This is a genomic window from Legionellales bacterium (assembly GCA_026125385.1).
GTDB lineage: Bacteria > Pseudomonadota > Gammaproteobacteria > JAHCLG01 > JAHCLG01 > JAHCLG01.
The window spans coordinates 37830-48446 of sequence record JAHCLG010000017.1; the positions used below are offsets into that span (position 1 = coordinate 37830).

Below are 10617 nucleotides of genomic sequence, written 5' to 3' on the forward strand. Positions count from 1 at the left end.
CTAACTGAATTGGCGATAAAAACAATAATTCAAATAGATAACACTCATTAAAAGTAATCCTGCACACACACTATGAGCAACCGCAATCAGCAAAGGAAGTTTAAACAGCACATTGCTAATGCCTAAACACAGTTGGAGGAATAATAGCATTAACAGCCATTGCGTCGCTTTTTTGATCTGCGGCAATTTTCTCAGCCTAAGATTAATCCACGCCGCTAAAAATACTAAATATAAACTGACGATGAGCGCGCCACTGCGATGTACCATTTGAATCGTACTACGCACGTTCATGGCAAGCACGCCGCCTTGGTAATTAATGCCAATGGGATGAAATAAATTGAAAGCACCTTTGAAATCCCAATGTTGTAGAAGTGTATTGGCAAAACAGGTGGGAAAACCTGGGCAGCTTAACGAGGCGTAATTGGTGCTGGTCCATGCACCTAAACTGATTTGGCAAAATAATAAAACAACAGCGAGTGCGCTCAAAACGCGTAATGAAAAAGGAATATTGCCGCTAAGAGGCTGCCACGGACGATTGAGTAAATGCACCAACCATAACGTGCTCAAGATCAACATGCCGCCCAATAAATGCAAGCTGACAATTAAGGGTAATAATTTCCAGGTAACAGTCAACATGCCTAGCGTAATTTGATAAGCCAGTAATAGCGGCATAAATAAATAAATCGCCAACTGTCGAGGAAATTGTCTACGCACGCTATGACGAATACCGAGAATTGTTATTGCTAACATCAAAATACCCAAAGAGCCGGCAAAAAATCGGTGAGTCATTTCCGCCCAGGCTTTATAGGCGACGAGTGGAGTTTGTGGATATTGCGCATTGATAGTGTTAACAACATTCGCATTGGCTGGAACTATAATATGGCCATAACAGCCAGGCCAATCGGGACAGCCTAATCCTGCATCGACTAATCGAGTAAATGCACCCAAGCTAATCACTACCAGGGTGAAAAGGCAGGCAAGTAAAGCAAACTTAGCTAAAAATGGTTGATTCATGAGTATTATGGATTCCGTGTCCTTGGGATTGCGATTGTACGAAATTTTGCGAATGAGAACCAGATTTACCAAAATTTTTATTGACTGTTCGCTGATAAATACTCATCGAGCGTTCGACTTTTTAAAAGCGAATCGCTACAATCATTCGCAAAGAGGATACGCTCATGATAATTTATCTCGAAAAATACTTGCACGTCATCTTAGCCATGAGTTTATTTGGTGCATGTGTGTTAGCGTATGGGTTAAGCGTATTTAATTGGCGTGAGGCTTCAATAGCGCATCGACAGTTTTATAATAATTTTCTTCAACAACTCGACTATTTTATCTATGGCGTAATCGTGCTATTAATCTTAACAGGTACACTACTCGTGTATCCGAAAGGCTTTACATTTCATACGCCGTGGATTATTGCTGCGTATTTTTTATTAGGAATTAATAGTATTTTATTGTTCTTAACTGCTTATTTACGAAAAAAAGCCGAAGTACAACAACAGCGTTGGCAGTCAATTTCTTTGGGGATGTGGTTAACGTATCATGCCTTGCAAATAATTCTTATCGTGAGTTTTGTGTTAATCATTCACGATGCTGTCACTAAACAAACCTTGGTGTCGCTCTAATATGCTGTACTACTGGATGAAAATAGCCCATGTGATCAGCGCAAGTTTAATCGTTGGCGGTGGCTTGATTATTTATAGTCTAGTGTGGATATCCCATCGGCAAAATAATCGCGCATTAGTCTTAACCTATTTAAAAATTGCCGTAAACTACACCTGGATAATGCTTACTCTATTAATACTATTCCAATTGATTTCAGGATTTAGTATGATAAGCAGCAAACCGTACTCCTTGCATCAGCCGTGGATTATTGCCACTATTGTCGGGTTTATCGGTTTTGTGATGAGTCTATTTTGCGCGGCAACTTCGTTAACCCAGTGTTACGATTTACTTCAAGACAACAATGCTGATTACCATACGGAAGCTTACGCAATTTCTTATCAACGCTTTCAAAAAACCATCGGTTTAACACTGATTTTTGTGTTAATAACATTATTTTTTATGATTAACCGTCCGCCATTTTAAGGGTGAAAAGATGTGGATTAAAAAAGTTGATTTTACCGCAAAAACAGCACCAGCTCAGTTTGCGCAATCCTTAAGTGACACAGGATTTGCTGTCATTACCAATCCGCCGATTGATTATGCAGAAGTAAAAGCGGCTTTTGTAGAATGGGCAGATTTTTTCGCTAGCGCAGAAAAGCATCATTATTTATTTACCCCAGAAACGCAAGCAGGGTTTTTTCCAATTACCCAATCTGAATTAGCCAAAGGCTATCACGTACGCGATATTAAAGAATTTTTTCAGTATTATCCCTGGGGTGTTTATCCTCAGCACATGAGTGATCGCACGCAACAACTTTATCAGCAATTATCAGCCATGGGTTCTCTCTTATTATCTTGGCTGCAAGAACATACGCCGGACAGTATTCTCAAACAATTATCCATGCCTTTGCCCGAGATGGTAAAAGACAGTCCTATAACTATGTTGCGCATTTTACATTATCCCCCCTTAACGGGTAGCGAAGAGCACGATGCCTTACGCGCAGCGCCTCACGAAGATATTAATGCCATCACCTTATTACCGGCATCCTCGGAACCCGGGTTGCAAGCGCTCGATAAACAAGGTCGCTGGCATGATGTGGGATCGGAAGAGGGCGATATTATTGTCAATGCGGGAGATATGTTACAGTTGGCGACACAAGGTTATTACCTAGCCACCAAACATCGCGTTTACAATCCGCAAAACACACGTAATATTTCACGGTTTTCCATGCCGTTATTTTTGCATCCTCGCAATGAAGTGCAATTAACGCCCACGATGAGTGCAAAAGAATTTTTGCATCAACGCCGCATCGAAAATAAAGTTATTTAAGAAAAAAGGTAATTATTGTGGCGATTTTTGCATTATGTTTAGTCTTGTTTATTAATGCACTAACCCTAGGTTTAGTGATCCCCGTATTTGCGCCAATGCTAACCGTTGCTAATAGTCCATTATTCGATCCGGGAACTTCAGCGGCAATACGTAATTTTGCCTATACTGCATTGCTCGCACTTCCTGTATTGTTCATGATGTTTGGTTCACCCTTGCTTGGCAGTTTGTCCGATCAATATGGGCGTAAACGCATTTTAACGATATCCCTTTTAGGTATTGCTTTAGGTTTATTATTATCAGTAGTCGGCATTTTAACCTCGAGTTTAGTCATTTTATTTTTGAGTCGCTGTTTAGTAGGGTTCATGGATGGTTGCGAAGCCATTGCGCAAGCGTCGATTGCCGATTTAAGCACGCCTGAAAATAAAGCAAAAAACATGAGTAAAGTCACCTTGGCCATGGTGTTTGGTTTTGTGATAGGGCCTATCTCAGGAGGAGTGCTTGCGGATCACAATCTGGTTTCCTGGTTCAATTACAATACGCCGTTTATCGTGGCATTAATGTTAACGTTAATTAACGTAGTCTTATTACGCTTATATTATCGTAATACTCTGCTGCAAGCCCATACCCAAAAGCGCAACTATTGGCGGGTGATGGCAAACGTATTTTCCGCAGCATTCGATAAGCGTGTGCGCGCCTTTGTGATTATTTATCTCGCCATGGAAATTGGTTGGGCGACGTTTTTTCAAACCACATCGTTACTGTTAGCCGATCATTATCACTATACGCCAAGTCAAATTGGATTATTTCTGACTTATCTCAGTATTGTGTTTGCGTTTTCCTTAGGTGTTCTGCTTCCCGTCTTACTTCGCCTGTTGGCGCATTGGATGATTATTTTATTCGGCATGCTTGCCCTAGCCAGCGGATTTTTATGTTTAACTCTCGCATTGCATCATATTTATTGGATATATGCCGCGGTGGTGCCGTGTGGGATCGGTATGAGTATGACATATAACGTTCTCTTATCCATGTTTTCGAATAGCGTTAATCCCAATGAACAAGGATGGATTATGGGCGGACTCACGGCTCTGATTGCTTTATCCTGGCTAATTGCGACACTATTAAATGCGCTGTTTACTGGCAGAATTTCAGGCTTATTCGGTTTATTGGTTATTTTATCGTTAGTTGGAGCGGGCACGATTCTTTTTAATAAAAAAACCAGGATGCCTGCGATAAAAACTGTAGAGGAAGGCTTGGAAAATTAAAAAAGACCTTGCAATACGCGGGTAAAATTATTATCCTCGCCATCTGAAAAAGTAAGATTTTCTTTCTTCAACTTCAAGCCCATAGATTGGGTGCTACCATTGCGAAAGTGGCGAAATTGGTAGACGCACTGGATTTAGGTTCCAGCGGGGCAACCCGTGAGAGTTCGAGTCTCTCCTTTCGCACCATAATTTCAGGTTATTGATATATTAATTAGAGGTAATACTATGCAAGTTTCCGTGGAAACCGTCCAAGGCTTAGAAAGACGTATGACCGTCGCTATCCCCGCTGAACAGATCACTGAAAAGATCGAAGAGCGTTTGCACGAGTTGCAAAAAAAAGCACAAATAAAAGGTTTTCGTCCAGGTAAAGTACCTGCTCGCGTGGTTAAATCTCGATTTGGTGAGTCCGTGCGCTATGAAGTGCTCGATGAAATTATGCGCGATAGTTTAAACAAAGCCTTAAACGAACAATCCATCACTCCGGCTGGTATGCCCAAAATCGAAAGTACCACGGCTGAAGAAGGCAAACCACTCGAATATGTAGTGAGCTTTGAAGTATTTCCTGAATTTACTTTAACCTCGCTAAAAAATAATGAAATAACCCAAAAGAAAGTCGAGATTAGCAGTGATGATATGCAAGAAGCCATGCAAAAATTACAACAGCAACATGCTGACTGGGTTGAAGTGGAGCGCGGTGCTGCGAATAACGATAAAATCGTGATTGATTTTGTTGGTAAAATCGATGGTGAAGCATTTGAAGGCGGCACTGCCGTTGAATTTGAATTAGAGCTGGGTAAAAATTCAATGATCCCTGGATTTGAAGAACCCTTGTTAGGAATGAAAGCGGGTGAAGAACGTGATATCAATGTTACCTTCCCCGAGAATTATCATCATCAAGATTTAGCTGGAAAGCCCACGGTTTTCTCGATCAAACTTCATAAAGTATTAGAAGCCCAATTGCCTACATTAGATGATGCATTTGCCGAAAAATTAGGTGTTGAAAATAAAACATTGGCAGGCTTACAAGAAGAATTAAAAAAACTTTTGGAAGAACAAATCGACATCCGCATTAAAGCTGATATCAAAGGTAAAGTGCTCGATAAACTCGTCGAACTTAATCCTATTGATATTCCGCGAGCATTAATTCGTGCGGAAGTTGACGCCTTAAAACAACGCTCTGTCAATCAAATGCGCGGCAAAATTGATATTAATCAATTGCCCGATGCGCTTTTCGAAGCAGAAAGTAAAAAACGCGTTCATATCGCCTTGTTACTACGCCAAGTGATCACCGATTATGCCATTAAACTGGATCAAGACAGATTAAACAGGCATGTGGATCTCATGGTCAGTAACTATCCTCAACCTGAACGGGTGAAACAGCTTATCTATACGACGGAAGCGTTATTGAATGAAGCGCAAACTGCCGTATTAGAAGAACAAGCTGTCGAAAAATTACTCGAAGAAGCTACTGTAACTTACGAAGTAACCAGTTATACTGAATTCACCAAACAAGCACAGGTAGATGATCATCACCTCGATCATGATCATGTGCACGATGAAAACTGTCAACACTAAAGGATGAGCTTATGACACCTTATCAACATGGGAAAAATCAATTTTCAGATGCCATTACTTCTAATTTAGTACCGATTGTGGTTGAACAAACCGCACGGGGTGAACGTTCATACGATATTTACTCACGCTTGTTAAAAGAACGGGTAATTTTTTTAGTGGGACAAGTGGAAGATTATATGGCGAATTTAATTGTCGCCCAATTACTCTTCTTAGAGTCTGAAAACCCCGATAAAGATATCGCTTTATACATTAACTCTCCTGGTGGTGTAGTCACAGCAGGTTTAGCCATTTACGATACCATGCAATTCATTAAACCCGATGTTAGCACCGTGTGTATCGGCCAAGCAGCAAGTGCGGCAGCACTTTTACTGTGTGCGGGTGCTAAAGGCAAACGCTATTGTTTACCGCATTCACGCGTGATGATCCATCAACCGCTCGGCGGATATCAAGGGCAAGCCACCGACATTGAAATTCATGCTCGGGAAACCTTAACCGTGCGTGAACGTCTGAATCAAATCATGGCAACGCACACCGGTAAAACCTCGCAAGAAATTATGCGCGATACTGAACGTGATAATTTCATGAGTGCTCAGGAAGCATTGAATTACGGCTTGATCGATAATGTGATGATAAACCGTAACACTAAAGCTGAGAAAGGCAAAGAGTAACTCGTTACATTCTAGGGCGTGATGACAATTCGTTCTGGCGGACTCTCTTGTTAATTTTGAGCACGAGCGCGCAGTTTACAGCCTATAAATGAGCAGCGGAGCACAAAAATTCAGCGAGATACGGCCAGCAGAGTAGAATTGTCAACACGCCCTAGTCGTTCATAAGAATAACCATCATCATACTGTCTGAAAGAGATAATCCCATACTTGCACGCAAGAGAATTCAATGACGAAGTTTGGTATTAAATGTTCTAAAATTTCCATGTTCATGTGACAAATTACAAAGAATGTTTCGCATTTTTTTAATAAAATGGGTATAGTTAAAGAAAAACGTTTCAAAATACCCTTGAAATCGTGGAAAATAGCTATATATTCAAAGTATTAATAGAAGGGGTCGACTGATGAGTGATTACCACAACCGTGGTGACGATAATGGCAAAGTACTATATTGTTCATTCTGCGGCAAAAGCCAACACGAAGTACGCAAATTAATTGCGGGTCCTTCTGTTTTTGTATGTGATGAGTGTGTGGCACTCTGTAACGATATTATTCGCGAAGAAGTGGATGAAACTAACGATAGTGATGGCAGTTTCAACTTACCTACTCCTCGCGAAATCAAAGATTTTCTTGATGGTTATGTCATTGGCCAAAATCGTGCTAAGCGTATTTTATCGGTGGCGGTTTACAACCATTATAAGCGTTTGCGTAGAAACAGTAATCATAAAGACGATGACGTAGAATTAGGTAAAAGCAACATTCTACTCATTGGGCCTACCGGAAGTGGTAAAACACTGTTAGCAGAGTCACTTGCTCGAATTTTAAATGTGCCTTTTACCATCGCCGATGCTACCACCTTAACCGAAGCCGGTTATGTGGGTGAAGATGTCGAAAACATTATCCAAAAACTATTGCAAAAATGCGATTGTGATGTCGAAAAAGCGCAAACGGGTATTGTCTATATCGACGAAATCGACAAAATTTCGCGTAAATCCGATAACCCTTCAATCACTCGCGATGTTTCTGGCGAAGGTGTCCAACAAGCCTTGTTAAAACTCATTGAAGGTACCATTGCTTCTGTACCACCACAAGGTGGACGTAAACATCCGCAACAAGAATTTTTGCAAGTCGACACATCAAATATTTTATTTATTTGCGGTGGGGCATTTGCCGGACTCGATCGGGTGATTCGCGATCGTTCTGAAAAATCGGGTATTGGTTTTAACGCGGATATTCGCGATAAAGATACCCGCAAATCGATTGGTGAAACGCTGAATGCCGTAGAACCCGAAGATTTAATTAAATTTGGTTTAATTCCTGAATTTGTCGGTCGTCTCCCGGTGATTGCTACCTTAGAAGAGTTGGATGAAAGTGCGTTAATTTCAATTTTAACCGAACCTAAAAATGCCTTAACCAAACAATATGAAAAATTATTTGAAATGGAAGGTGTCGATCTTGAATTTCGTGAAGACGCATTACGTTTAGTGGCCAAACGCGCCATGGAACGTAAAACGGGCGCACGCGGTTTACGGTCTATTTTAGAAAATGTTTTACTCGATTTAATGTATGAAATTCCCTCGAAAGACGGAGTATCTAAGGTTGTGATTGATGAAAATTCCGTAAAAGGTGATAGCGAACCTTTATTAATCTACGACAATAACGATGACGCCTTAGTTGCTAGAGAAAAACCGTAAGAGTGTGAAAACAATCTGCTTTTACCAAAGGATTAAGTTATGACAAACGATGATGATGAAATTGTCCACGAAATCAGTGAATTTCCATTGTTACCTTTACGCGATGTTGTGATTTACCCGCACATGGTAATTCCTTTATTTGTGGGACGCGATCGCTCCATTGAAGCCTTAGATCAAGCAACCAATGTTGATAAACAAATTTTTTTAGTCACCCAGCAAAATGCTTCAGATGATGATCCTAAACAAGATAATATTTTTAAAGTAGGGTGTATTTCCACAGTTTTACAACTTTTAAAATTACCAGATGGCACAGTCAAAGTGCTGGTTGAAGGAATTAAACGCGCTAAAATTGTTGAATTTAAAGCGTATGATAAATATTACGCTGCCGTGGTAGAACCTATTCAAGAAGAAATGGTCTCTGAACGCGAAACAGAAATTTTAATGCGCTCGGTGACGTCTCAATTTGAGCAATACGTAAAACTGAATAAAAAAATCCCACCCGAAATTTTAAGTTCTATCGCCGGCATTGAAGATCCCAGTCGTTTAGCCGACACCATTGCGGCGCACATGGCGTTAAAATTAGAAGAAAAACAAGGTCTTTTAGAAATTCGCAATTTACAAGAGCGCTTAGAACGTTTAATGGCATTAATGGAAGCTGAAATTGATTTATTGCAAGTGGAAAAGCGCATTCGTGGTCGTGTTAAACGTCAAATGGAAAAAAGCCAGCGCGAATATTATTTAAACGAACAAATGAAGGCCATTCAAAAAGAATTAGGTGAATTAGAAGATGCGCCTAATGAATTAGAAATTCTTGAGAAAAAAATAAAAAAAGCCGGTATGACTCAAGAAGCACTTGATAAAGCCTTAGCAGAATTGCACAAACTCAAAATGATGCCACCGATGTCGGCAGAAGCCACAGTTTCGCGTAATTTTCTCGATTGGATCGTCAACGTTCCTTGGAAAAAACGCACGAAAATTAATAATGATTTAAAAAAAGCGGAAAAAGTATTAGAAGCTGATCATTACGGACTCGATCGCGTTAAAGAACGAATTATCGAATATTTAGCCGTGCAACAACGCGTGAAAAAATTACGAGGCCCTGTACTATGTTTAGTGGGACCCCCTGGGGTTGGTAAAACCTCACTCGGACAATCGATTGCCAAAGCTACTGGTCGCAAATATGTGCGCATGTCCTTAGGCGGAGTACGCGATGAAGCAGAAATTCGCGGTCATCGTCGCACGTATATTGGTTCCATGCCAGGAAAAATTATTCAACGCTTAACCAAAGTAGGCGTGCGCAACTGTTTATTCTTACTCGATGAAATCGATAAAATGGCCATGGATTTTCGCGGCGATCCGGCCTCCGCCTTATTAGAAGTGCTCGATCCCGAACAAAATAATACTTTCAACGATCATTACCTAGAAGTTGATTTTGATTTATCGGATATTATGTTTGTTTGCACGGCAAACTCTTTAAATATTCCCGAAGCATTACTCGATCGTATGGAAGTGATCCGCATCCCGGGGTATACCGAAGATGAGAAAATGAATATCGCGTCTCGCCATTTAATTGATAAACAAGTCAAAGCCAATGGCTTAAAGAAAAATGAAATCAACATTACGCCAGGTTCAGTGCAAGAAATTATTCGTTATTACACTCGCGAAGCGGGTGTGCGTGGTTTAGAGCGCGAAATTGCGAAAATCTGCCGTAAAGTCGTTAAACAAATTCTAACCAAACCAGCCAAAAAATTGGAGCGCATTACTCAGCGTAATATTGAAAAATATTTAGGCGTGCGCAAATTCCGTTATGGCATTGCTGAAGAGCAAGATCGAGTAGGCCAAGTCACAGGTCTTGCATGGACTGAAGTGGGCGGTGAAATTTTAACGATTGAAGCTGCAGTGGTTTCTGGTAAAGGTAAAACGACTTTTACAGGCCAATTAGGTGATGTGATGCAAGAATCGATTGAAGCCGCCATGACCGTCGTCCGATCGCGTAGTCGTGCCTTAGGGATCAAAACAGATTTTTATGAAAATCGCGATATTCATATTCACGTACCCGAAGGTGCAACGCCCAAAGATGGTCCGAGCGCCGGTATTGGCATGTGCACGGCAATTGTGTCAGCATTAACTAACATTCCTGTCCGCGCCAATGTAGCCATGACCGGCGAAATTACCCTGCGTGGAGAGGTGCTGCCCATCGGTGGTTTAAAAGAAAAACTCTTGGCTGCATTGCGTGCCCGTATTAAAACCGTGGTGATCCCCGAAGAAAATCGGCGTGATTTAAAAGAATTACCGCGTAATATCGTCCAAGATTTAGAAATTCGTCCGGTAAAATGGATTGATGAAGTCTTAGAAATCGCTTTGCAACACCTACCCGATCCGTTACCAGAGGAGGCCGAAAGCGTGGAGGTTGAAACCCCCGTGAGCGGCACACCCAACTCCAAAGAAGAAGCCACTAGCCGTCATTAATGTAGCCTTGG

At 41.0% G+C, this 10617-nt stretch carries 9 protein-coding genes and 1 tRNA gene; 9 read left to right on the top strand and 1 reads right to left on the bottom strand.

The genetic code is table 11. The annotated features are described in order from the left end of the window. Window positions 1-1014: a COX15/CtaA family protein gene (locus KIT27_07815; protein ID MCW5589553.1), complete on the bottom strand. Its 1014-nt coding sequence runs from the start codon at window positions 1012-1014 to the stop codon at window positions 1-3. Between the two features lie 164 nt (window positions 1015-1178). On the opposite strand from KIT27_07815, the gene KIT27_07820 reads away from it, so the two are divergent. The 9 genes from KIT27_07820 (at window position 1179) to lon (ending at window position 10606) form a co-directional block, all read left to right on the top strand. Then, the gene (locus KIT27_07820) at window positions 1179-1631 is read left to right on the top strand and encodes a hypothetical protein (GenBank protein MCW5589554.1); all 453 of its coding nucleotides are present in this window, start codon (window positions 1179-1181) and stop codon (window positions 1629-1631) included. 16 nt (window positions 1632-1647) lie between these two features. Continuing rightward, window positions 1648-2094 (top strand): DUF2269 family protein, encoded by a 447-nt coding sequence (locus KIT27_07825; GenBank protein MCW5589555.1) that lies wholly within the window; start codon window positions 1648-1650, stop codon window positions 2092-2094. A 10-nt stretch (window positions 2095-2104) separates the two neighbouring features. Continuing rightward, on the top strand, window positions 2105-2941 hold the full coding sequence (locus KIT27_07830; GenBank protein MCW5589556.1) for an isopenicillin N synthase family oxygenase: 837 nt from the start codon (window positions 2105-2107) through the stop codon (window positions 2939-2941). A gap of 17 nt (window positions 2942-2958) precedes the next feature. Continuing rightward, window positions 2959-4203 carry an MFS transporter gene (locus KIT27_07835; GenBank protein ID MCW5589557.1) on the top strand — a complete coding sequence of 415 codons (1245 nt, stop codon included), beginning with the start codon at window positions 2959-2961 and terminating at the stop codon, window positions 4201-4203. Window positions 4204-4304: 101 nt separating this feature from the next. Further along, window positions 4305-4389, top strand: a tRNA-Leu gene (locus tag KIT27_07840). A gap of 39 nt (window positions 4390-4428) precedes the next feature. After that, entirely contained in the window at window positions 4429-5778 is a 1350-nt protein-coding gene (tig, locus tag KIT27_07845; GenBank protein MCW5589558.1) for a trigger factor, read from the top strand. 11 nt (window positions 5779-5789) lie between these two features. Then, entirely contained in the window at window positions 5790-6446 is a 657-nt protein-coding gene (gene clpP, locus KIT27_07850; protein ID MCW5589559.1) for an ATP-dependent Clp endopeptidase proteolytic subunit ClpP, read from the top strand. A 401-nt stretch (window positions 6447-6847) separates the two neighbouring features. Beyond that, window positions 6848-8137 (top strand): ATP-dependent Clp protease ATP-binding subunit ClpX, encoded by a 1290-nt coding sequence (gene clpX / locus KIT27_07855; GenBank protein ID MCW5589560.1) that lies wholly within the window; start codon window positions 6848-6850, stop codon window positions 8135-8137. 39 nt (window positions 8138-8176) lie between these two features. Continuing rightward, window positions 8177-10606, top strand: coding sequence for an endopeptidase La (gene lon / locus KIT27_07860; protein ID MCW5589561.1), 2430 nt, complete (start codon window positions 8177-8179; stop codon window positions 10604-10606). Window positions 10607-10617: the final 11 nt, after the last annotated feature.